This is a genomic window from Alkalicoccobacillus murimartini, assembly GCF_030813245.1.
Classification (GTDB): domain Bacteria; phylum Bacillota; class Bacilli; order Bacillales; family Bacillaceae_D; genus Alkalicoccobacillus; species Alkalicoccobacillus murimartini.
The window spans coordinates 999,284-1,021,256 of record NZ_JAUSUA010000001.1 but is presented as its reverse complement, the minus strand read 5'-3'; the positions used below and the strand labels follow the sequence as shown (position 1 = coordinate 1,021,256).

At 41.3% G+C, this 21,973-nt stretch carries 20 protein-coding genes; all 20 read left to right on the top strand.

Annotated features, from left to right (window positions below; all coding sequences use genetic code 11):
- Positions 1-13: 13 nt before the first annotated feature.
- The 20 genes from J2S05_RS05440 to dapA all read left to right on the top strand — a co-directional run bounded on the left by J2S05_RS05440 (position 14) and on the right by dapA (position 21,806).
- Positions 14-4,312, top strand: coding sequence for a PolC-type DNA polymerase III (locus J2S05_RS05440; RefSeq protein ID WP_306981109.1), 4,299 nt, complete (start codon positions 14-16; stop codon positions 4,310-4,312).
- A gap of 176 nt (positions 4,313-4,488) precedes the next feature.
- Positions 4,489-4,959 carry a ribosome maturation factor RimP gene (gene rimP, locus J2S05_RS05435; RefSeq protein WP_306980608.1) on the top strand — a complete coding sequence of 157 codons (471 nt, stop codon included), beginning with the start codon at positions 4,489-4,491 and terminating at the stop codon, positions 4,957-4,959.
- Positions 4,960-4,993: 34 nt separating this feature from the next.
- Positions 4,994-6,127, top strand: a complete 1,134-nt coding sequence (nusA, locus tag J2S05_RS05430) for a transcription termination factor NusA (protein WP_306980606.1) — start codon at positions 4,994-4,996, stop codon at positions 6,125-6,127.
- Positions 6,128-6,148: 21 nt separating this feature from the next.
- On the top strand, positions 6,149-6,427 hold the full coding sequence (rnpM, locus tag J2S05_RS05425) for an RNase P modulator RnpM (RefSeq protein ID WP_306980605.1): 279 nt from the start codon (positions 6,149-6,151) through the stop codon (positions 6,425-6,427).
- Positions 6,424-6,735 carry a YlxQ family RNA-binding protein gene (locus tag J2S05_RS05420; protein ID WP_306980603.1) on the top strand — a complete coding sequence of 104 codons (312 nt, stop codon included), beginning with the start codon at positions 6,424-6,426 and terminating at the stop codon, positions 6,733-6,735. The genes rnpM and J2S05_RS05420 overlap by 4 nt, the downstream gene beginning before the upstream one ends.
- Before the next feature lie 16 nt (positions 6,736-6,751).
- Positions 6,752-8,923, top strand: a complete 2,172-nt coding sequence (gene infB / locus J2S05_RS05415; RefSeq protein ID WP_306980600.1) for a translation initiation factor IF-2 — start codon at positions 6,752-6,754, stop codon at positions 8,921-8,923.
- Positions 8,920-9,201, top strand: coding sequence for a DUF503 domain-containing protein (locus J2S05_RS05410; protein ID WP_306980598.1), 282 nt, complete (start codon positions 8,920-8,922; stop codon positions 9,199-9,201). The genes infB and J2S05_RS05410 overlap by 4 nt, the downstream gene beginning before the upstream one ends.
- A 20-nt stretch (positions 9,202-9,221) precedes the next feature.
- A complete protein-coding gene (gene rbfA / locus J2S05_RS05405; protein WP_306980596.1) occupies positions 9,222-9,578 on the top strand; it encodes a 30S ribosome-binding factor RbfA in 357 nt (118 codons plus the stop codon).
- Positions 9,579-9,652: 74 nt separating this feature from the next.
- Positions 9,653-10,588, top strand: a complete 936-nt coding sequence (gene truB / locus J2S05_RS05400; protein ID WP_306980594.1) for a tRNA pseudouridine(55) synthase TruB — start codon at positions 9,653-9,655, stop codon at positions 10,586-10,588.
- The gene (gene ribF / locus J2S05_RS05395; protein WP_306980592.1) at positions 10,588-11,541 is read left to right on the top strand and encodes a bifunctional riboflavin kinase/FAD synthetase; all 954 of its coding nucleotides are present in this window, start codon (positions 10,588-10,590) and stop codon (positions 11,539-11,541) included. Before truB ends, ribF begins: the two co-directional genes overlap by 1 nt.
- Before the next feature lie 128 nt (positions 11,542-11,669).
- Positions 11,670-11,939 carry a 30S ribosomal protein S15 gene (gene rpsO / locus J2S05_RS05390; RefSeq protein ID WP_306980590.1) on the top strand — a complete coding sequence of 90 codons (270 nt, stop codon included), beginning with the start codon at positions 11,670-11,672 and terminating at the stop codon, positions 11,937-11,939.
- A 139-nt stretch (positions 11,940-12,078) separates the two neighbouring features.
- On the top strand, positions 12,079-14,193 hold the full coding sequence (pnp, locus tag J2S05_RS05385; protein WP_306980589.1) for a polyribonucleotide nucleotidyltransferase: 2,115 nt from the start codon (positions 12,079-12,081) through the stop codon (positions 14,191-14,193).
- A 102-nt stretch (positions 14,194-14,295) separates the two neighbouring features.
- A complete protein-coding gene (locus J2S05_RS05380; RefSeq protein WP_306980587.1) occupies positions 14,296-15,306 on the top strand; it encodes a polysaccharide deacetylase family protein in 1,011 nt (336 codons plus the stop codon).
- Entirely contained in the window at positions 15,290-16,531 is a 1,242-nt protein-coding gene (locus J2S05_RS05375; protein ID WP_306980585.1) for a M16 family metallopeptidase, read from the top strand. The genes J2S05_RS05380 and J2S05_RS05375 overlap by 17 nt, the downstream gene beginning before the upstream one ends.
- 87 nt (positions 16,532-16,618) lie before the next feature.
- Entirely contained in the window at positions 16,619-16,861 is a 243-nt protein-coding gene (locus J2S05_RS05370; protein WP_306980584.1) for a YlmC/YmxH family sporulation protein, read from the top strand.
- A gap of 175 nt (positions 16,862-17,036) precedes the next feature.
- Positions 17,037-17,939: a dipicolinic acid synthetase subunit A gene (gene dpaA, locus J2S05_RS05365; protein ID WP_306980582.1), complete on the top strand. Its 903-nt coding sequence runs from the start codon at positions 17,037-17,039 to the stop codon at positions 17,937-17,939.
- Positions 17,929-18,522 (top strand): dipicolinate synthase subunit B, encoded by a 594-nt coding sequence (gene dpaB, locus J2S05_RS05360; RefSeq protein WP_306980580.1) that lies wholly within the window; start codon positions 17,929-17,931, stop codon positions 18,520-18,522. Before dpaA ends, dpaB begins: the two co-directional genes overlap by 11 nt.
- A 107-nt stretch (positions 18,523-18,629) precedes the next feature.
- A complete protein-coding gene (locus J2S05_RS05355) occupies positions 18,630-19,676 on the top strand; it encodes an aspartate-semialdehyde dehydrogenase (protein WP_306980579.1) in 1,047 nt (348 codons plus the stop codon).
- Positions 19,677-19,690: 14 nt separating this feature from the next.
- The gene (dapG, locus tag J2S05_RS05350; RefSeq protein ID WP_306980577.1) at positions 19,691-20,914 is read left to right on the top strand and encodes an aspartate kinase; all 1,224 of its coding nucleotides are present in this window, start codon (positions 19,691-19,693) and stop codon (positions 20,912-20,914) included.
- Positions 20,915-20,942: 28 nt separating this feature from the next.
- The gene (dapA, locus tag J2S05_RS05345) at positions 20,943-21,806 is read left to right on the top strand and encodes a 4-hydroxy-tetrahydrodipicolinate synthase (RefSeq protein ID WP_306980576.1); all 864 of its coding nucleotides are present in this window, start codon (positions 20,943-20,945) and stop codon (positions 21,804-21,806) included.
- Positions 21,807-21,973: the final 167 nt, after the last annotated feature.

The window sequence follows — 21,973 nt, the reverse complement described above, 5'->3', positions numbered from 1 at the left end:
GGAGGTGCTTGAAATCGATCAAGATAGGCAAATACGAGAAGAGCGGTTGCAATTATTGTTAAGCCAGCTGCAAATACCCGATGAGATTATTTCGGGGTATTTTACGAATGGGCATATCCGCAAACTTGTCATTTCAAAAGAGAGAAAAAGCTGGCATTTTCATATTGCACTTCCTCAGCTTGTGCCAGCTGAGGTGTATCAATTAGTTGAAGATAGACTTACTCATACATTTAAACATATAGCAGAAGTAACCCATAGCTTTCACTATGAAACATCTACTCCTTCTGAAACGATCTGGCTAGGGTACTGGCCATTAATTGCTGCAAGCGTAACGGATGTTTCGGACGGTCTTCGTAACCTTCTTAAAAATCAAACGCCTAGGTTTGATGGGCGCGTAGCAACAATTAATGTTCGCAATGAAACAGAGGCAATTGCTTTAAAGCGTAAGCTTGCTGAACCGTTAAATGACTGTTTGGCCACATTTGGGCTGCCTAATGTTCTACTTGAGGCAAAGTTCCAGGAATCGACTCAAGCGTTCGAACAATTCGTCAAAAATCGTGAAGAAGAGGATCACTCTAAAGTTGTGGAAGCGATGATTGAGAAGAAGAAAGCGGAGGAGCAAGCAGCTAATGACTTGCAAGGTAAACCTCTCATGCTTGGGTATCCTATTAAAGATGATGCGACACCAATTGAAGGTATTCTTGATGAGGAACGCAGAATTACGGTCCAAGGCTTAGTCTTTGCCTCTGAGATTCGCGAGTTGCGTAGTGGACGATCTCTGTTAACGTTCAAAATCACAGATTACACGGATTCAATACTAGTTAAGATTTTTTCTCGCGATAAAGAAGATCTGCCTCTACTGTCTGCTGTTAAAAAAGGCATGTGGCTGAAGGTCCGTGGTGGTATTCAAAACGACACCTTTGTGCGTGACCTTGTTATGATTGCTAATGATATTAACCAGATCCAGCCAGAAGTCATTAAAGATGATGCGGAAGAGAAGCGTGTAGAGCTTCATCTTCACTCATCGATGAGTCAGATGGATGCGATGACATCAGTAGGTCGTTATGTTGAACAGGCAGCGGCTTGGGGACATAAGGCAATGGCGATCACAGATCACGGGGTTGCACAGGCCTTCCCAGAAGCGTATTCAGCTAGTAAGAAACACGGAATAAAGGTATTGTTTGGTCTAGAGGCCAATTTGGTGGATGATGGTGTACCTATCGCTTACAATGAGCAGAAGCTCGACCTTGAAACGGCCGAATATGTGGTATTTGATGTGGAGACTACCGGCTTATCTGCTGTGTATAATTCCATTATTGAATTGGCAGCTGTAAAAATTAAAGACGGCGAAATTATTGATCGTTTTGAATCATTTGCTGATCCTCATGAGCCGTTAAGTAATACGATCATGAATCTTACCGGCATAACTGATGATATGGTCCGTGGGCAACCGGAAGTAGAAGATGTCTTAAAAGACTTCTATACGTTTGCAAAAGGCTCAGTTCTAGTTGCTCATAATGCTAGCTTTGATATTGGCTTTCTTAATGTCGGCTACAAAAAGATTGGCAAGGAAGAAGTCACAAATCCAGTTATAGATACACTGGAATTAGGTCGCTTTCTCTATCCAGAGCTGAAAAACCACCGATTGAATACACTGTGTAAGAAGTTTGATATTGAACTAGTTAGCCATCACCGTGCGATTTATGATGCTGAAGCAACAGGTTATTTATTGTGGAAGATGATAAAGGATGCACGCGCAAAAGAAATACTATCTCATGATGAGATCAACTTGCACATGGGACAAGGAAACTTTCATAGGCAGAGACCATCGCATTGTACAATATTAGTCACATCTCAGCAGGGTTTGAAAAACCTGTACAAACTAATTAGTATTTCACACCTTGAATACTTCTTTAGAAATCCACGTATTCCAAGGTCACAGCTCACGAAACATAGAGAGGGCTTAATCATTGGCTCTGCTTGTGACAAAGGAGAAGTATTTGAAGGGATGATGCAGAAATCTGCGGATGAAGTAGAGAGCATCGCTGGGTTCTATGACTACTTAGAAGTGCAACCTCCTTCTAACTATACGCATTTAATTGAGCGTGAGCTTGTTAAAAATGAAGAGGCGTTGCATGAGATTATCGGCAATATTGTAGAACTCGGAAAAAAACTAGAGAAACCAGTAGTAGCAACCGGGAATGTACATTATTTGCAGAAAGAAGATCATGTTAACAGGAAGATTTTAATTGCCTCTCAGGGTGGAGCCAATCCATTAAACCGACAAGAGCTCCCTGAAGTTCACTTCCGTACGACAACTGAGATGCTAAAATTATTCTCATTTTTAGGAGAAGAAACAGCTAAAGATATAGTGGTCACTCAAACAAATGCCATCGCTGATCGAGTTGAGGATGGCATCCAGCCTGTTCCAGATGATCTATATGCACCTAAAATTGAAGGTGCTGATGAAGAGATCAGACAGATGAGCTATGATATGGCCAAAAGTATTTATGGAGAAGAGCTGCCAGAGGTTGTGACTGCTCGTCTTGAAAAAGAACTGAAGAGTATCATTGGCCACGGGTTCGCTGTTATTTATTTAATCTCGCATAAGCTTGTAAAAAAATCATTAATAGATGGGTACCTTGTTGGATCTAGGGGTTCAGTAGGGTCCTCACTTGTCGCTACGATGACGGAAATTACGGAAGTGAATCCTTTAGCACCACACTATGTGTGCCCAAGCTGCCGCCACTCAGAGTTTTTTGATGACGGAAGTGTAGCATCAGGATTTGACTTGAAGGATAAAGATTGTCCTGAATGTGGAACGGCGTATGTGAAGGATGGTCAAGATATTCCATTTGAAACGTTCCTAGGGTTTAAAGGGGATAAGGTTCCGGATATTGACTTGAACTTCTCTGGAAGCTACCAGCCACGTGCTCACCAATATACAAAAGAGTTATTTGGTGAAGAGTATGTATATAGAGCGGGAACGATCGGAACCGTAGCCGAAAAAACAGCGTACGGATATGTAAAGGGATACCAGGGCGATCATGATCTTATGATGCGTGGAGCGGAGATCGACAGGCTTGTATCCGGTACTACTGGAGTAAAACGAACAACGGGACAGCATCCCGGTGGTATTATCGTTGTGCCAGACTATATGGACATTCATGATTTCAGTCCGATTCAGTTTCCAGCTGACGATAAAAATTCAGAATGGAAAACCACTCATTTTGATTTTCACTCCATCCACGATAATCTACTGAAGCTTGATATTTTAGGGCATGATGATCCGACAGTGATTCGTATGCTGCAAGACTTAAGTGGAATTGATCCAAAAACCATTCCAACCGACGACCCTGAGGTTATGAAGATTTTTAGTGGCCCGGATGTTCTTGGCGTGGACGAGGAACAAATCATGTGCAAAACGGGGACTCTTGGAATTCCGGAGTTTGGTACTCGGTTTGTTCGTCAGATGCTTGAGGAAACAAAACCTAGCACATTCTCGGAACTTGTACAGATCTCTGGTTTATCTCACGGAACAGATGTATGGCTGAATAATGCGAATGAATTAATATACAATGGAACGTGTGAATTAAAAGATGTGATTGGTTGTCGAGATGATATTATGGTTTATTTAATCTACAAAGGCCTTGATTCTTCTTTGGCTTTTAAGATCATGGAATTTGTCCGTAAAGGCAAGGGGTTACAGCCTGAGTGGATTGATGAAATGAAAAAGCATAATGTTCCGGATTGGTATATTCAATCATGCTTAAAAATTAAATATATGTTTCCAAAGGCCCATGCGGCAGCTTATGTTTTGATGGCTGTTCGTATCGCTTACTTTAAAGTGCATCACCCAATTTTGTATTACGCATCGTATTTCACCGTAAGAGCAGATGATTTTGATATGGATACCATGATTAAAGGGTCCACAGCCATACGGGCAAAAATCGATGAAATCAACAAAAAAGGATTAGATGCAGCACCGAAGGAAAAAGCGGTTCTTACTGTTTTAGAGCTAGCACTAGAGATGTGCGAACGAGGCTTCTCTTTCCAAAAAGCAGATCTTTACCGCTCGTCAGCGGATGAATTTCTCTTAGAAGGCAATAGTCTACTTCCACCATTTAACTCATTAACGGGTGTAGGGACCAATGCTGCCCATAATATTGTACGAGCTAGGGGAGAGCGAGAGTTCCTCTCCAAAGAGGATTTACAGCAGCGTGCGAAGCTAACTAAAACAGTGGTCGAGAATTTAGATGATCATGGGTGCTTAGAAGGCTTACCAGACTCCAATCAACTGTCCCTTTTTTAGAATGCTAGAGGACGGCGGGTCAGTTGCAAAAACAGTGTGACTATGCTAATCTTGATATGGTAATACTTAGAATACGTTCGGAGGAGAGTGGGGCAACCCACTCTTTCATTTTTGTAATGCCTCATATGTTAGTCGAAACGAATGATTCAATAGATAGAATGTAAGGAGGGTAAAGCTTGAGCAGGAACGTCACATCAACAGTTGAAACTTTAGTGACACCAATTTTAGCTGAACTTAATCTTGAACTCGTTGAAGTTGAGTACAAGAAAGAGGGGCCTGATTGGTTTTTGCGTGTGTTTATAGATTCCGATTCAGGCATTGATTTAGATGATTGTGGAACGGTAAGTGAGCGTTTGAGCGAAGAGTTGGATCGTACTGATCCAATTGTTGAAGCTTATTTTCTGGAAGTATCATCACCAGGAGCAGAACGTCCACTAAAAAAAGCAACAGATCTCCACAAAGCGATCGGGAAATATATTGCCATTTCAACCTATGAACCGGTTGAAGGACAAAAAGGATTTGAGGGGACTTTGATTTCTTTTGATGATGAGACTATTGAGTTAGAAGTCAAGATCAAAACAAGAAAGAAAGTGTTCCACATTCCATACAAAAAAGTCGCAAATGCGCGTTTAGCCATTTTATTTTAAGTAAGGCCTAAGTTTGAAAGGGGGACATCATTTCATGAATACTGAATTTATGGAAGCATTATCTACGCTAGAGCATGATAAAGGAATTAAAAAAGATATCATCATAGAGGCTATTGAAGCTGCTTTGATTTCAGGATACAAACGTAACTTTAATCAAGCACAAAATGTTCGTGTGGATGTTAATCGCGATAATGGTAGCATTCGTGTTTTTGCACGTAAGGTAGTTGTGGAGGAAGTTTTTGACGCGCGCTTAGAAATTACATTAGAAGATGCGCACCAAATGAGCCCAAACTATGTTCTTGATGACATTATTGAAATTGAAGTAACACCAAAAGATTTTGGTCGTATTGCAGCACAAACGGCTAAACAGGTTGTAACACAACGGGTTCGTGAAGCAGAACGCGGAATTATTTATTCGGACTTTATTGACCGTGAAGAAGATATCATGACAGGTATTGTTCAACGTCAAGATCATCGCTTTATTTATGTTGATCTAGGGAAGGTAGAGGCATTGCTTCCACTTAATGAACAAATGCCTAACGAATCTTATAAGCATAATGACCGTATGAAAGCTTTTATTACCAAGGTTGAAAAAACAACAAAAGGTCCACAAATCCTTATTTCTCGTACACACCCTGGTTTACTAAAGCGCTTGTTTGAGCTAGAGGTTCCTGAAATTTATGATGGTACCGTAGAAATCAAGTCTGTTTCCCGTGAAGCAGGAGATCGCTCAAAAATCGCCGTTCATTCTGAGAATCCTGAAGTTGATCCAGTTGGTTCTTGTGTTGGACCGAGGGGACAACGTGTTCAGACGATTGTAAATGAACTTAAAGGTGAGAAAATTGACATTGTCAAATGGTCAGAAGACCCAGTTGAATATGTTGCCAACGCATTAAGCCCATCAAAAGTGGTGCGCGTAAATGTGAATGAGGCAGATAAAATGACTCAAGTTATCGTTCCCGATTATCAGCTTTCCCTGGCTATTGGTAAACGTGGTCAGAATGCTCGTTTAGCTGCAAAGCTTACAGGCTGGAAAATTGATATTAAAAGCGAATCGGAAGCAGAAGAACTTGGTCTGCTGAACGATAAAGAGTTTGAACCGGTCCCGGTGACAGAAGATAATACGTTTGAAGAATCAACGGATTATACTTCGGACGAACGGGAATAGAAGTTAAAAGGAGATGGATCTGTGAGCGAGCGAAAGATTCCTCTGAGAAAATGTATTGTAACGAATGAGATGAAACCTAAAAAAGATTTAATTCGGATTGTTCGCTCACCAGAGGGAGACGTTTTACTCGATCCCACTGGGAAAAAGAACGGCCGTGGTGCTTATCTGACAAATGATGAGAAGGTTTTTTTGCTAGCCAAAAAGAAGGATGTTCTTTCGAGGCATCTGAACGTAACGGTTACTCCATTACAATACGATGAGCTCCTTGAGGCGAGACCAAAAGGGACTGGTGGCAAATGACATCACAATCAGAAAAGTGGCTATCTCTACTTGGACTTGCTGCCAGAGCTAGAGAGCTTGTAACAGGAGAAGAGCTTGTGTTAAAGGATGTACGGAAAAAAAGCGTCTGTCTTGTCTTGCTGGCTGGAGATGCTTCTGAATCAACCGCTAAAAAGGTGAAAGATAAATGCCTTTATTACAATATCCCGCTTCAACAGGTTGCGGATCGGGCGAGTTTAGGAGCGGCAGTAGGCAAAGCAGAACGAGTAGTCATTGGCATCAAAAGCAGGGGATTTGCAGGAAAAATAACCGAATTATTGGACCAATGAATGTGGAGGTAAGTATATGAAAAAAATGAGAATATATGAATACGCAAAAGAACATAATCTTCAAAGTAAACAATTAATCGACCAACTTAAAGGTATGGGTGTGGAGGTGTCAAATCACATGTCTGTTGTGGATGAGGATACATTAAAAAAGGCATCTAATCAATCGTCAAATCAAGCTAAGCCGGCTCAACAAGAAAGCAAACCTGCTGCTCCGAAACAGCAGCAGAGCCAACAAAGTCAACAAAGCCGTCCAAAGCCAACGAACACTAACCAGGGTGGTCAAGCTGCAAGACCTGCAGCGAAGAAGCCAGGTGGTGGTCAACGACCAAATAACCAAAATCGCAATCAGCCACAAAACCGTAATAACAACCGAAATCGGAACCGTAATAACAACCAACGAAACCGTACTCAGCAGCCTGTGAAACAGATGCCGCTTCCAGAAAAAATTACATTTGTTGGTTCGTTAAAGGTTAGTGAGCTTGCAAAAGAGCTTCATAGAGAAGCGTCTGAGATTATTAAAAAATTAATGGGTCTTGGTGTGATGGTTACCATTAACCAAGAACTTGATAAAGATACGATTGAACTGATTGCTACAGATTATGGAGTTGAAGCTGAGGAAATTATTCCAGTTGATGAATTGGATATTGATAATTACAATGCTGATGATTCTTCAGAGGAGCTTCAAGAGCGTCCTCCAGTTGTGACAATTATGGGTCACGTTGACCATGGTAAAACAACGCTTTTAGACTCTATTCGTAACACAAAGGTAACGGCAGGAGAAGCAGGAGGCATCACGCAACATATTGGTGCTTATCAAGTTGAAACGAATGGCAAAAAGCTTACGTTCCTTGATACACCTGGTCACGCAGCATTTACAACGATGCGTGCTCGTGGAGCTCAGGTTACCGATATTACGATTTTAGTTGTAGCGGCAGATGATGGTGTTATGCCACAAACAAAAGAAGCAATTAGCCACGCGAAAGCGGCAGGGGTTCCCATTATTGTAGCTGTGAATAAAGTAGATAAAGAAGGTGCAAATCCTGATCGTGTAATGCAGGAGCTTACAGAGTTTGAATTGGTTCCTGAGGCATGGGGCGGAGAAACAATCTTTGTCAATGTTGCGGCAATAAATGGTACAGGAATTGATGAACTTCTTGAAATGATTCTACTCGTTTCTGAAGTAGAGGAATTAAAGGCGAACCCTGATAAGCTAGCTGTCGGTTCTGTTGTTGAAGCACAGTTAGACAAAGGACGCGGACCAGTTGCTACATTACTTGTTCAGGCAGGTACACTAAATGTAGGAGATCCTCTGGTTGTAGGAAATACATTCGGTCGTGTTCGTGCATTAGTGAATGATCTTGGTCGTAGAGTGAAATCAGTTGGACCATCTACACCTGTAGAGATTACTGGTTTAAACGATGTCCCTCTTGCTGGAGATCAGTTCCAAGCGTTCAAAGATGAGAAAAAAGCTCGTCAAATTGGGGAAGCTAGAAATGCGCGTCATCGTGATGATAACCGTACAGAAACATCACGCGTTTCCTTGGATGATCTCTTTAACCAAATCCAACAGGGTGAAGTGAAAGACATCAACATTATCATTAAAGGGGATGTGCAAGGTTCTGTTGAAGCGATGCGCGGCTCATTAGAAAAAATCGAAGTAGAAGGTGTGAAGGTTAACATCATTCATACAGGTGTTGGGGCTATTGCTGAGTCTGATATCATTCTTGCTTCTGCATCGAATGCGATTGTTATTGGTTTTAACGTTCGTCCAGATGTAAATGCTAAGCGTACAGCTGATGTTGAGAAAGTAGATATTCGTCTTCATCGTGTTATTTATAATGCGATTGATGAAGTTGAATCAGCTATGAAAGGAATGCTTGACCCAGAGTATGAAGAAAAAGTAATTGGTCAAGTTGAAATCCGCACAACCTTTAAGGTATCTAAGATCGGTATGATTGCCGGTTCTTATGTAACAGAAGGAAAAGTATCACGTAATTCAACGGTTCGTTTAATTCGTGATGGAATTGTTATTTATGAAGGTGCCATTAACGCGCTGAAACGCTTTAAGGATGATGTAAAAGAAGTTTCTGCAGGGTATGAGTGCGGAATCACTCTTGAAGGCTTTAACGACATCAAAGAGGGCGACCAAATTGAAGCGTATGTAATGGAAGAAATCGAACGGAAATGATTATAGGTGCTGTCCGGTGTGAGCTGTTTATTTATGAGGCAGGTTCGTTAAAAGCGAAGCGAGCTGTTATAAAAAGTCTGCTCGTTCGCTTGGGACAGCGATATAATCTGTCCGTTGCAGAAACAGGCTATCAGGATTTGTGGCAGCGTGCAGAGCTTAGCATCGTAGTGGTTTCTACCACAAAAAAACGATGTGATCAGGAATTGCAAAAAGCGTTAGCGCTCATTGATGCGGATCCTGACTCTGAACGGACGCTGACACAAATGGACTGGCTCTAGCCATTCAATGAGGTGACAATATGAGTAAAGTTCGTGCAAATAAAGTAGCAGAACAAATGAAAAAAGAGCTAAGTGATATTTTACTTCGTGGCTTAAAAGATCCTCGTGTGAAGTTTGTTACAGTAACAGGTATTGACGTGACTGGTGACTTACAACAAGCGAAAGTATTTATTACGGTTCTTGGCAGTGATGAAGATAAAGAAGCCAGCTTAAAAGGATTAAATAAAGCAAAAGGTTTTTTACGCTCTGAAGTAGGTAAACGAATTCGTTTACGTAAAACACCGGAGCTTGAGTTTGAGATGGATGAATCGATTGCTTATGGTAATCGGATAGAGACATTGCTATCAGATCTTAACAAAAACAACGATTCAAACTAAAAGGAAGGATAGCGGAGCATATAGCTTCCTATCCTTTTTTTGCAGATGGAATTGTTTGGAGAGGAGTGCGACCGGTGCCTACAGGAATACTACCGCTTATTAAACCAGCTGGCATGACGTCACATGATTGTGTGTATCGAATTCGGCGATTGTACCAAACCAAAAAAGTAGGACACACTGGGACGCTGGATCCAAGTGTTACAGGTGTGCTTCCTATTTGTGTTGGAAGAGCAACAAAGGTTGCTGAATACATGTCCGATTTCGGAAAAACATACGAGGGAGAAGTGACGCTTGGGTTTTCGACTACCACAGAGGATGCTGATGGCGAAGTCGTTGAACAACAGCCGGTTCGTCAAGAATGGACAAAAACAGAGATCACATCCGTTCTAGACTCATTTTTAGGAGAACAGGAACAGATTCCCCCTATGTATTCAGCCGTGAGGGTAAATGGGAAACGCTTGTACGAATATGCCCGAGCAAACCAGGAAGTAGAGAGACCAAAAAGACGTATTACCATACATGAAATCAATCTAATAGATCTTGAAAAACGATCCGATGATACATATTCCATCCGTTTTTCTGTCACATGCAGTAAAGGAACGTATATACGTACATTAGCAGTATCTATTGGAGAAGCACTTGGGTATCCGGCCCATATGTCAACTTTGGTCCGTACGGCATCTGGTCCTTTTACGTTGACGGATTGTGTGACTTTGGAGCAGTTAGAAAACATGGAGATGGAACATCGTCTCGAAGAACTTCGGCCTTTTGAAGAAGCTTTAAGCGATTGGCCAGTTATTCAAGTGAATGCAGCGATAGAAGCTAGAATAAGAAATGGTGCTGTACTGACTACAGAAGAACTTGGAGCAAGCGAAAGAGTGGTGGTTTATTCTAGCAAAGAAGAGCTACTTGCTATTTATAAACCACATTCAACTAAGCCGGATAAAATGAAACCCGAGAAGATTTTATTTTCTCCACCGGAACAACAAAATAGAAAGGATGAGGAATGATGCAGACTATTTACTTGAGTCATCCTTTTGATCATTCCTCGCTTTCTTCAGAGCCGACAGTATTTGCCTTAGGTTACTTTGATGGTGTTCATAAAGGTCATCAGTATGTGATCAAACAAGCGGTTGACTATGCGAATGAAAACAACATGACTAGTGCAGTCATGACGTTTCATCCTCATCCTAAAGAAGTTCTTCAGCAGTTAAAGCAGCCGATGCGTTTTTTAACACCTTTGCCAGATAAATTAGCAAAGCTAGCAGAACTAGGTGTTGATCGGACGTATGTGGTAGAATTTAATCAATCATTTGCTGATTTACTACCAAAGGAATTTGTACATCAATATCTAATTTCCTTAGGTGCTAGGCATGTAGTGGCTGGATTTGACTTTTCATATGGCAAGTGGGGGAAGGGAACGATGGAGACTCTTCCGCAGCATGCAGAAGATGCATTTAGCCAAACATCCGTATCTAAGGTAGAAAAAGAAGGGATAAAAGTGAGTTCAACTGCATTAAGAGCGCTGCTTCAAGAAGGAAGAGTTGAGGATGTTCCTGAACTGTTAGGTAGTTATTATCAAGTGCAGGGTACAGTAGAGGATGGCGAAAAACGTGGGAGAACCATCGGCTTTCCGACGGCTAACATCAAACTTTCACAGCGTTATCTTATCCCTAAATTAGGTGTCTATGTTGTGGAAGTGAAAATTGGAAGTTCATCCTATATGGGAATGTGTAATGTTGGCTATAAACCGACGTTTCATAATGAACGCCCAGATGTCCCTAACATTGAAGTGCATTTGCTCGATTTTGATAAGCAAATTTATGGGGAAACTGTACACATCTCTTGGCTTCTTCGTATTCGTGATGAAAAACGATTTAACGGAATTGATGAACTGAAAGAGCAGCTTGCCTTAGATAAGCAGCAAACAGAAACGTTCGCAAAAGGTCATAAGCTAGACTAACTGATGTTCACCCCTTGCATTTTGTGGTAAAGCAAGGTATAGTAATTCATGTACAAAGCCGTTTCTTGGCATGGCGCTTCACCAACGTCTGCTCGGAATCTGGATAAAATTTAAAGGAGGTGACTAGGATGGCATTAACACAAGAGCGTAAAAATGAGCTAATTGCTACATTTAAAACGCATGATACTGACACTGGTTCTCCAGAGGTTCAAGTAGCTATCCTTACTGAGCAAATCAACACACTAAATGAGCATTTACGTACTCATAAGAAGGATCATCATTCAAGACGTGGTCTTTTGAAAATGGTTGGTTCGCGTCGTAACTTATTAACGTACTTACGTAATAAAGACGTAGCGCGCTACCGTGATCTAGTTGACAAGCTTGGCTTACGCCGATAAACACGACAAAAGCGGGGACATGTTCCCGCTTTTTTCTTGGTTAGATACTAATTATTCAAATACCAATTATGCTCACCTAACATGCTGGTCATACTAGGATGAACGTGATTTATTCTATGCAAGAGAGGAGTACGCGCTAATGGAACAAGGTAAACAAGAATTTTCAATGGAGTGGGCAGGCCGCACTCTAACAATCGAAACAGGTCAGCTTGCTAAGCAAGCAAACGGCGCAGTACTTGTCCGTTATGGAGATAGTGCTGTACTTTCAACAGCAACTGCTTCAAAGGAACCAAAGGATCTGCCGTTTTTCCCTCTTACTGTTAACTATGAAGAGCGTTTATATGCTGCTGGTAAAATTCCAGGTGGATTTATTAAGCGTGAAGGGCGTCCGAGCGAACGTGCTATTTTGACAAGTCGTTTAATTGACCGTCCCATTCGCCCTCTATTTCCAGACGGTTTCCGTAATGAGGTTCAAGTTATCAGCATCGTTATGAGTTCTGACTTGAACGCGTCTTCTGAAATGGCTGCAATGATTGGATCATCATTGGCTTTATCGATCTCAGATATTCCTTTTGCTGGCCCGATTGCAGGTGTAACTGTAGGACGTAACGGGGAAGAATTAATTATTAACCCGTCTACTGATCAATTAGCAGCAAGTGATCTGAACCTTGTTGTTGCAGGAACAAAAGATGCCATCAATATGGTTGAAGCTGGAGCGCAAGAGCTATCAGAAGAACTTATGCTAGAAGCCATTATGTTTGGTCATGATGAGATCAAACGTCTTATCGCTTTCCAAGAAGAAATTATTGCACAAGTGGGCAAAGAGAAAAAAGAAGTTGTTTTAAAAACAACAGACGCTGATCTTGAGGCAAGAATTCGTGAGTTAGCAGAGACAGAATTAAAGCAAGCGGTTCAGATACATGAAAAGCATGCTCGTCAAGAAGCGATTGATTCCGTTATCAAAAAGACAGTGGAACCATTTGAAGAAGACGAAACGGTTTCTGTATCAGAAGTAAAGGTGATTCTTCAAAAGTTTGTGAAGGAAGAAGTTCGCCGCCTAATTACAGTTGAGAAAGTACGCCCTGATGGACGAGCTATTGATGAAATTCGTCCGTTGTCATCACAGGTTAACTACTTAACAAGAACACACGGTTCTGGTTTGTTTACACGTGGTCAAACTCAAGCACTTAGTATTTGTACGCTTGGCGCACTTGGAGATGTTCAGATTCTTGATGGCCTTGGCCTAGAAGAATCGAAACGTTTTATGCACCATTATAACTTCCCACAATTTAGTGTAGGGGAGACTGGACCAATTCGAGGACCTGGTCGTCGTGAAATTGGACACGGTGCTTTAGGTGAGCGTGCCTTAGAAGCGGTTATTCCATCTGAAGAAGATTTCCCATATACAATTCGTTTAGTATCAGAAGTACTTGAATCAAATGGTTCGACTTCACAGGCAAGCATTTGTGCTAGTACATTAGCTATGATGGATGCGGGTGTTCCTATTAAAGCACCAGTTGCCGGAATTGCCATGGGTCTAGTTAAGCATGAAGAACATGTCAGTGTGCTAACTGATATTCAAGGTATGGAAGATGCACTTGGAGACATGGACTTTAAAGTTGCTGGTACAAAAGACGGAATCACAGCGTTACAAATGGATATTAAAATCTTAGGGATTGATCGCACAATTCTAGAAGAAGCCCTTGCTCAAGCAAAACGCGGACGCATGGTCATCTTAGAGAATATGTTGACAGCAATTAGTGAACATCGTACGGATCTTTCTGACTTTGCTCCGAAGATTATGACGCTGAAAATTAACCCTGACAAGATTCGTGATGTCATTGGACCAAGTGGTAAAATCATTAATCAGATTATTGAAGAGACTGGTGTCAAAATTGACATTGAGCAAGATGGAACAGTTTACATCTCTTCAACTGAGAAGCCAATGAATGAAAAAGCTCGAGTAATTATTGAGAATATTGTTAGAGAAGTACAGTTAGGCGAAACCTACTTAGGTAAAGTCAAACGAATTGAAAAGTTTGGAGCCTTTGTTGAATTATTTAAAGGCAAAGACGGATTAGTTCATATTTCTCAGCTTGCTGAAGAGCGCATTGCGAAGGTTGAAGATGTCGTTAAACTTGGTGATGAGATTATGGTTCGCGTAACCGAAATCGATAACCAAGGTCGTGTGAATCTTTCTCGAAAAGTTATCTTAAAAGAAGAGAAAGAAAAACAGGCGGAAGCTAAACAATAAGATTGTAACGAAGGACTGGGTGTAATCCAGTCTTTTTTTGCTTTATACTAAGTTCTACCTTGTCCTCCTCTTACATAGATTCGATGAAGAGGGGGTTTCGCTATGAAGAAAACCTTAATTCATACTGGTATTGTTCTTGTTTTGATCATGTTAACAGCTGGTGCACTGCAGAATCCATTCACTCTTTCTTATGTTGAAGCTATCCGTGAAACTCAAGTAGAGATCGTCTCAACAAAAGACAATCCAATGGTTCAACAAATTACGGAAAAAGCAAAGGAATACCACATTTCTCCTATGGATGCTCGGGTTGATAAAGTATGGAAAGCCGTTCCTGGCTATAATGGAGTGGAGGTTGACGTTCAAAAATCGTATGATAAGATGGAGAAGCTTGGGGAATTTGATGAAAAGAAACTTGTTTTTAAAGAAGTGGAGCCGCACGTTCACCTTGAAGATCTCCCTCCTTCTCCGATTTTCCGAGGAAATGAACAAAAACAAATGGTTACCTTACTTGTGAATGTTGCTTGGGGGAATGAATATATTCCTGAGCTATTAAAAACAATGAATCGGCAACAGGTTCAATCTACTTTTTTTCTAGATGGATCATGGGTTCATAATAATGCAACAGTGGCCCAAATGATTTATGAGGAAGGTCATGAAATCGGAAGTCATGCGTATTCTCATCCAGATATGCAGAAAATATCACGAGCTGAGATCATAGATCAAATGAAAAGAACGAACGATGTCATTGACGCTACATTAGGCGTTACGCCTAGATGGTTTGCACCCCCTGGGGGGAGTTTCACAGATGTAGTTGTAGAAGAAGCGGCGAAATTAGATATGAATACCATTCTTTGGTCTGTAGATACAATAGATTGGCGTAAGCCACAACCACAGGAAATGGTCGATCGTGTGTTAGGCAAGCTGCATCCAGGTGCAACGATCTTGATGCATCCTACTGATGCATCGGCAAAAGGATTAGAAAAGTTAATAATGGGGATTAAAGAACAAGGATATGAAATTGGAACGCTGTCCGAGTTAATGGCTGAGACACGAACGAATTTCCCTCAGTCATCGGACAAAAGTAGGGGGTCAGACTTTGATACAAAAAATTGATTTAGCTAATGGAGTCCGAATTTTAGTGGAGCCTATCGAAACCGTTCGCTCGGTTTCAATGGGCATCTGGATTGGAACAGGATCCAGGAATGAAACGCAATCCGAGAATGGTCTCTCTCATCTTTTAGAGCATATGCTCTTCAAAGGAACAGAAACCAGAACACCGCAAGACATTGCAGAGGCTTTTGACCAAATCGGTGGTCAGGTCAATGCGTTTACCTCTAAGGAGTACACATGTTACTATGCTAAAGTGCTAGATGAGCACTCGCTGATTGCATTAGATGTCCTTCAAGATATGTTTTTTAATTCAACATTTGATGAGGAAGAATTAGAAAAAGAAAAAAATGTCATTGGTGAAGAGATCCGTATGGTTGAAGATACACCAGACGATATGGTTCATGAGTTATTAAGTGAAGCCTGTTATGGCACGCATCCTCTTGCGTATCCTATTCTAGGAACAGACGATACGCTTGCTTCCTTTACCGCAGATGATTTACGCGCATATATGGACCGGTTTTACACAGGTGACTATGTGGTTATTTCAGTAGCAGGAAATATTGATGAGACATTAATTGAACAGTTAAAAGCAACGTTCTCAAAAGTCAAACCAAGCGTCCATACTGAGTTGTTGACTAAGCCTCAATTTGTTCAAGACCGACGGATTCGTGCGAAAGAAGCGGAACAGGCACATTTATGTATTGGTTATGATGGCCTTTCTATTGACGATCCATCTATCTACTCACTTGTACTGATGAACAATGCTTTTGGTGGCAGTATGAGTAGCCGACTTTTTCAAGAAATTCGTGAAAAACGTGGATTATGTTACTCGGTTTTCTCTTACCACTCCTCCTTCACGGATAGTGGCATGTTAACCATTTATGCAGGTACCGGATTATCTCAGCTTGATGCTCTTATTGAAGCGATTGATGATACAACGCGTGAGATGGCTTTAAAAGGAATGACTCACAAAGAACTAAAAAATGGAAAAGAGCAACTTAAGGGCAGCTTAATGCTTAGCTTAGAAAGCACCAACAGTCGCATGAGTCGTAACGGCAAAAATGAACTAATGCTTAGACAACATAGAACACTCGATCAAATGCTTGATGAAATTAACGGAGTCACTCTTGATTCTGTTAATGCGTTATCAGAGCGTGTTTTGACGTCTAAACCTGCTTTATCACTTGTCAGCACTACAGGCGAGTGGCCAGCTTCACTAAAATCATAATGTTATTGAGACCAGCCTCTTGAGGCTGGTCTTTTTACATGCAAAGAAACATAGTGATAGGTATGGCGGAATAGAGGAGGATCGATCGTGCGATTAAGTGAGATCTCTAGTAAAGAAATTGTGGATTATCAAAAGGGTGAACGATTAGGTGTGTTGGGACAAACAGACTTGTTAATTAATGAAGAAACAGGTGAAATTACAGCATTTATTATTCCTACTTCTCGTTGGTTTCAATTTGGCAAGAAAGATCAAGTTGTGACCGTTTATTGGCAACAAATAAAAAAAATCGGAGAAGACATGATTATTATTGATGTAGACACCATCCAATAGACAAAAAGAGATCGCCCAACAACTGGGGCGGTCTCTTTTTGTCTATTGGGTTAAGAGCTGTAAGCAGTATTCACTGATTATCTTTCGTTACATATGATGGTACACAGATAACTCCTAGTAAGCATGCCCTGTGTTTTTGCCAGGGCTCTTAACTATGAATCAAAGGAGGGGCCATGTGTTAACGGGTAAACATATTTTATTAATCGGTGGAGATGCCAGGCATTTAGAAATTATAAGAAAGCTCTCAACGTTAGATGCCAAGATCTCCCTAGCAGGTTTTGATCAGTTAGATGATGGTTTTATTGGAGCTTCAAAATACACGATGGATGAAATTGATTGGAAAACGCTTGATGCCATTATCCTACCAGTTAGTGGGATGAGTGCTGATGGCTGGATTGATACGGTGTTTTCAAATGAGAGCTTAACATTAACGATTAACCAGTTAAAGAGCACGCCTCAACACTGTACGATTTATACAGGGATTAGTAATGCCTTTCTAGATCAACTTCAAACACAGGCAAACAGGCCGCTTGTTAAATTAATGGAACGAGATGATGTGGCCATTTACAATTCAATTCCAACGGCTGAAGGAGCTTTAATGATGGCCATTCAGCATACGGATTTCACGATCCATCATGCCAATGTAGCCATACTTGGATTAGGTAGAATTGGCATGACATTGGGACGGAGCTTTGCTGCTTTGGGCGCGAATGTTAAGGTAGGTGCCCGTGAAACAGCTAATCTTGCCAGAATCAGTGAAATGGGTCTAAAACCTTTCCACACAAAGCATATTCAACAGGAGCTTAAAGACATTGATATATGTATTAACACCATTCCTGCTCGTATGATTACTGCTCGAGTCCTTGCTGAAATGCCACTTCACGCCTTTATTATTGATTTGGCATCCAAACCAGGAGGAACGGACTTCCGATATGCGGAAAAACGCGGCATGAAGGCTATGCTAGTCCCGGGTATGCCAGGTATCGTGGCACCAAAAACCGCAGGACAGATTCTCGCTAATATTCTTGCAGATTTACTGAAAAGTGAAGAAGAGGAGGATGATCAAGATGACGCTTAAAGGCAAACATATTGGTTTTGGATTAACGGGTTCTCATTGCACATATGGTGAGGTGCTGCCACAAATGAAGAAGTTAGTAGAGTTAGGAGCTAAAGTCACTCCATTTGCAACGTTCACCGTGGAGTCAACAGATACAAAGTTTGGTGATAGTGATGATTGGCTAGCACAAATCGCAGCTATTACACCAGAACCTCTAGTTAATTCGATTGTAAAGGCTGAACCTTTTGGACCAACTACTCCACTTGATTGTATGGTCATAGCACCCCTAACAGGGAATTCAGCTAGTAAATTTGCAAATGCATTAACAGATAACCCGGTATTGATGGGAGCAAAAGCAACTTTACGTAATGGAAACCCAGTTGTACTAGGTATCTCCACAAATGATGCACTGGGTTTAAATGGGGTGAATATTATGAAGTTAATGGGAGCCAAACATATTTATTTCATCCCATTTGGTCAAGACGCTCCAGACAAAAAACCCACATCTTTGGTTGCAAGAATGGAATCTTTGCCAGAAACCGTAGAAGCTGCAATCTTAGGCAAGCAACTTCAACCAGTAATTATTGAAAAGTTCCGAGATTAGAGTACCAAGGTTGCACAAAACCCCTTTTTCCCGTACAGTTTAATAGAGTATATTGGCGTTTGCCAAAGAGAAAATGAACTTGTTGGATGGGAAGGGAGATTATTATTATGTCTAAGAATGGATACCATGTTGCGATTGTTGGGGCAACAGGTGCAGTAGGACAGCAAATGCTGGCCACGTTAGAAAAAAGAGAATTTCCGATTGCGAATCTGAAACTATTATCTTCAAAAAGGTCTGCAGGGAAAGAGATTTCCTATAAAGGAAAAGTTTACACGGTAGAAGAAGCAACACCAGAATCATTTGAGGGAGTACAAATTGCCTTATTTAGTGCTGGAGGATCCGTTTCAAAGGCTTTAGCACCAGAAGCAGTAAAAAGAGGTGCAATAGTTGTTGATAACACAAGTGCTTTCCGCATGGATCCCACTGTTCCACTCGTTGTGCCTGAAGTGAATGCAGAGGATCTAACATGGAACAAAGGCATCATTGCAAACCCAAATTGTTCAACTATACAAATGGTGGTAGCACTTGAGCCCATTCGTCAAAAGCTTGGATTAAAGAAAGTGATTGTTTCAACCTACCAGGCGGTTTCTGGTGCAGGATTAGAAGCAATTAACGAACTGAAGAGCCAAACAGCAGATGTGCTTGCAGGTAAAGAAGCAAAAGCTGAGATCCTGCCAGTGGGTGGAGATAAAAAGCACTACCAGATTGCGTTTAACGCGATTCCACAAATCGATGTATTTCAAGAAAATGGCTATACATTTGAAGAAATGAAAATGATGAATGAAACCAAAAAAATTCTTCATAATGCAGATCTTGAAGTGGCTGCAACATGTGTCCGCTTACCAATAGAAACAGGCCATTCAGAGTCTGTATATATTGAGACAGAACAAGGGGGCACAACGGTTGCCGAGCTGAAAAGTCTGTTAACAAATGCACCAGGCGTAACACTCCAAGATGATACAACTCAGCAACTATACCCAATGGCAGCTAATTGTGTGGGTGAAGATGATGTGTTTGTTGGTCGAATTCGTCAAGATCTAGATCGCACAAATGGCTATCATTTTTGGGTTGTGTCAGATAACTTACTAAAAGGCGCAGCATTAAACTCTGTTCAAATCGCAGAAAGTCTCATTAAGCAAGAACTATTATCTTAAGAAGAGTGTGAGCTATGAAACTAATCGTTCAAAAATTCGGAGGAACCTCTGTTAAAGATGATCAAACAAGAAAACTAGCAGCAAATCATGTACGAAAGGCCATAAACGACGGATTAAAAGTCATTGTGGTTGTCTCTGCAATGGGACGCGAAGGAGATCCATATGCAACGGATACCTTACTTTCACTGCCAGGAGAAGGTCTACCTAAACGAGAACAAGATTTATTAGCCTCATGTGGAGAGGTCATCTCTGCTGTGGTATTCTCCAATCTTCTTTCCTCTTTGGGACTGAGCTCAATGGCTATGACTGGCGCGCAGGCAGGTTTTCGTACAAATGAAGATTTTTCAAGCGCAAAAATTCTCGATATGAAATCAGATCACCTGCGTACATTGTTATCTCAACACGATGTATTAGTTGTAGCTGGATTTCAAGGTCAATCCAAATCAGGAGAAACAACAACACTTGGACGTGGAGGTAGTGATACTTCAGCGACGGCTCTTGCAGCTGCAGTCCATGCTGAGTGGGTAGATATTTTTACGGATGTAGAAGGTGTAATGACAGCTGATCCACGTATTGTAGAGAAAGCTCGACCACTTGAAACCATGACATATAATGAAATTTGCAATATGGCGTACCAAGGGGCAAAAGTTATACATCCGCGGGCGGTTGAGATTGCCATGCAAGCTAAAATCCCTATTCATATCCGCTCAACGTATTCGAATAAAAAAGGGACATTAATTACGACGATGCACTCTGGAGGAGCAGGCAGTGATGTGCAGGAACAGCTAATAACGGGAATTGCACATTTAGCTAATGTGACACAAATCAAGGTGTCTGCTCAAGAAGGTCATTATGATGTTCAGGAAAAAGTATTTAAATCAATGGCTATGGAAAAGATCAGTGTTGACTTTATAAATATTTCACCAAGTGGTGTGGTATACACGGTTATGGATGCAGCGGCTGATCGGGCTATTGAGACATTAACGAAAATGGGCTTTCGACCAGAAGTACAGCGAAATTGTGCTAAAGTTTCAGCAGTTGGTGCGGGTATGACAGGTGTTCCTGGGGTAACTGCAAAAATTGTGAGCGCCTTATCATCTGAAAATGTACAAATCCTACAATCAGCTGATTCCCATACAACCATTTGGGTATTAGTCAAAAATGAAGACATGATTAAGGCAGTGAATGCCCTGCACCACATGTTCCAGCTTGAAAAAGTAGGTCTTGGAAAAGGGTAGTATTTCGGACATCGAGGAGAGTGAGCAAATGGATTTCGGGCATGTTTGGACAGCGATGGTGACCCCTTTTGATTCAAAAGGGAAGCTAGACCTCGACGCAGGAGCCAACTTGATTGACCATTTGATTACAACGGGTACGGATGCACTAGTTGTAGCTGGAACAACTGGTGAATCTCCCACGTTGTCAGCTAAAGAAAAAGAAGAATTATTCCGTTTTGTTATTACGTATACCAATAAAAGAGTGCCAGTTATTTTGGGAACGGGTACAAACGATACCGCTTCGTCTGTAGCTATGTCAAAACAAGCAACAGCACTTGGAGCAGATGGAATTATGGCAGTTGTGCCTTATTACAACCGCCCATCACAAACGGGAATGTTCGCTCATTTCAAGGAAATTGCAGCGTCCGTTTCCTTACCTGTGATGTTATATAATGTTCCTCATCGAACAGGTGCACATATGCTACCGGAGACAGTGATTGCGTTGTCGCAACTTCCAAATATAACAGCACTAAAAGAAGCCAGTGGCGATCTTGAGCAAATGGCAGCGATTATAGAACAAACGGATGAAGACTTTTTTGTATATAGTGGGGACGATTCAATGGCTTTACCCGCACTTTCAATCGGCGCTCATGGTGTAGTGTCTGTAGCCTCTCATGTCATAGGTGAACAAATGCAAGAACTAGTTACAGCCTTTAAGACAGGAGAGATCGAACGCGCTGCACAGCTGCACCGATTCCTATTGCCAAAAATGAAAGCTTTATTTCTGGCACCAAATCCAGTGTGTGTAAAACATATTTTAAAGCAAACAGGTGTGGATGCAGGGGCAACAAGAATGCCACTCATTTCGCTATCTCCTGAAGAAGAAGTGCTTGTTGAATCCTTTTTTTCATAGAATGTTTAAAACCCGACTTATTAAGTCGGGTTTTTCCTTTTGGTTGTACCTTGTTTTTCATTAGAAAAATAAGGTATACTAATTTCAAGTGATGCGTTCGGGTGCTTATTCATGATGAATAAGTGAAATATTCATTAGTATTAACTGGGGAACGGAATCGACCAGGC

Coding starts and splice junctions, on each gene's coding strand:
- nusA (WP_306980606.1), top strand. CDS start 4,994: ATGAATACTGAATTTATGGAAGCATTATCTACGCTAGAGCATGATAAA.
- J2S05_RS05420 (WP_306980603.1), top strand. CDS start 6,424: ATGACATCACAATCAGAAAAGTGGCTATCTCTACTTGGACTTGCTGCC.
- infB (WP_306980600.1), top strand. CDS start 6,752: ATGAAAAAAATGAGAATATATGAATACGCAAAAGAACATAATCTTCAA.
- J2S05_RS05410 (WP_306980598.1), top strand. CDS start 8,920: ATGATTATAGGTGCTGTCCGGTGTGAGCTGTTTATTTATGAGGCAGGT.
- rbfA (WP_306980596.1), top strand. CDS start 9,222: ATGAGTAAAGTTCGTGCAAATAAAGTAGCAGAACAAATGAAAAAAGAG.
- ribF (WP_306980592.1), top strand. CDS start 10,588: ATGCAGACTATTTACTTGAGTCATCCTTTTGATCATTCCTCGCTTTCT.
- rpsO (WP_306980590.1), top strand. CDS start 11,670: ATGGCATTAACACAAGAGCGTAAAAATGAGCTAATTGCTACATTTAAA.
- pnp (WP_306980589.1), top strand. CDS start 12,079: ATGGAACAAGGTAAACAAGAATTTTCAATGGAGTGGGCAGGCCGCACT.
- J2S05_RS05380 (WP_306980587.1), top strand. CDS start 14,296: ATGAAGAAAACCTTAATTCATACTGGTATTGTTCTTGTTTTGATCATG.
- dpaB (WP_306980580.1), top strand. CDS start 17,929: ATGACGCTTAAAGGCAAACATATTGGTTTTGGATTAACGGGTTCTCAT.
- J2S05_RS05355 (WP_306980579.1), top strand. CDS start 18,630: ATGTCTAAGAATGGATACCATGTTGCGATTGTTGGGGCAACAGGTGCA.
- dapG (WP_306980577.1), top strand. CDS start 19,691: ATGAAACTAATCGTTCAAAAATTCGGAGGAACCTCTGTTAAAGATGAT.
- dapA (WP_306980576.1), top strand. CDS start 20,943: ATGGATTTCGGGCATGTTTGGACAGCGATGGTGACCCCTTTTGATTCA.